The 1,499-nt window shown below is 78.7% G+C and carries 1 pseudogene; it reads left to right on the top strand.

What is annotated here, in order from left to right:
* Positions 1 to 1,261 (top strand): annotated as a pseudogene (locus tag AB0I76_RS29765) (ATP-dependent helicase); the annotation flags it as partial.
* Positions 1,262 to 1,499: the final 238 nt, after the last annotated feature.

The raw sequence follows: 1,499 nt of genomic DNA, 5'->3' as shown, positions 1-1,499 counted from the left end.
GCTGCGTGGTCCGGCGGCGCACCGGCGGCTCCGCCCGCTGCCCGACGCCCCTCCCGGCGCGGTGGAGGTCCACACCTTCCGTTCGGCGACCAGCGAGGCGGCGTGGCTGGCGCACGCGCTGCGCGAGGCGCACCTGCTCGGCGGCGTGCCCTGGTCGGAGATGGCCGTGGTGGTGCGTTCCACCGCCCGGCAGCTGCCCTCCCTGCAACGCGCGCTGCACGCGGCCGGGGTGCCGACCGTCGTGCACGGCGAGGACCTGCCGCTGCACCTCCAACCGGCGGTCGCGCCCCTGCTGCTCCTGCTGCGCTGCGCGCTGGAGCCGGAGCGGCTCGACGAGGAGGCCGCCGTCGCGCTGCTGCACTCCCCGTTGGGCGGGGCCGACCCGCTGGCCGAGCGGCGGCTGCGGCAGGGGTTACGTGCCCTCGCGCTGGCCGGGGGCGACCGCCGGCCGTCCGGCGAGCTGATCGTGGACGCGCTGCGCGATCCGGCCGAGCTCGCCGGCATCGACCGGCGCTGGGCGGAACCCGCGCAGACCGTCGCCGGCCTGCTCGCGGTCGCCCGGGAGACGGCCGCCCGCCCGGGGACCACCGCCGAGGACGTCCTCTGGGCGGTCTGGCGGGCCAGCGGTCTCGCCGAGCTGTGGTCCTCGGCCCTCACCCGGGGCCCGGCCGCCGCCGGGGAGGGGGACGTCGCCCGACGCCGGCGCGCCGAGGCCGCCGACCGCGACCTGGACGCGGTGATGGTGCTCTTCGACGCCGCCGCCCGGTTCACCGACCGGCTGCCCGGTGCGCGTACCGAGGTCTTCCTCGACCACGTGCTCGGGCAGGACCTGCCGGCCGACACGCTGGCGCCCACGGCCGACCGCGGGTCGGCGGTCCGGCTGCTCACCGCGCACGGCGCGAAGGGCCTGGAGTGGGACCTGGTGGCCGTCGCCGGGGTGCAGGAGGGGGTCTGGCCCGACCTGCGGTTGCGCGGCAGCCTGCTCGGGTCCGAGCGGTTGGTGGACGTGCTCGCCGGTCGCGCGGTGGGCGCGGGTCGGGTGGCCACCGTGGTCGGGCAGACGTCGGCGTTGCTGGACGAGGAGCGGCGCCTGTTCCACGTCGCGGTGACCCGGGCCCGCCGCCGGCTGCTGGTCAGCGCGGTCGCCTCGGCGGCGGTGGGCGGCGACGACCACGAGGAGCAGCCCAGCCGCTTCCTCTACGAGCTGGGCCCCACCGACCCGCCGGCCGAGGGCGAGCCCGCGGGGCCGGCCGGACCCGACGATCCCGCCGGCCCGACCGGACCCGGCGATTCCGCCGCTCGGGGCGCCGACGGCGACGGGACCACGTCGGGCGGGGACGCGGACGGAACGGGAGCGGGCGGCGCCGAGCCGCACGGGCCGCGAACGCTGCCGGTGAGCCGGCCACGGCCAGGGTGAGGCTGGAGGTGTCGGCCTTCGGAATGCTGGTGTAGGCGACCAGTTCGACGCCGGCGTCCTTGGCGGCGGCGACCACGGTGCG

The sequence above is a fragment of the Micromonospora sp. NPDC049799 genome (genome assembly GCF_040656655.1).
GTDB lineage: Bacteria > Actinomycetota > Actinomycetes > Mycobacteriales > Micromonosporaceae > Micromonospora.
The sequence above is the reverse complement of the archived record's forward strand: the minus strand, read 5'-3'. Positions and strand labels throughout refer to the sequence as shown.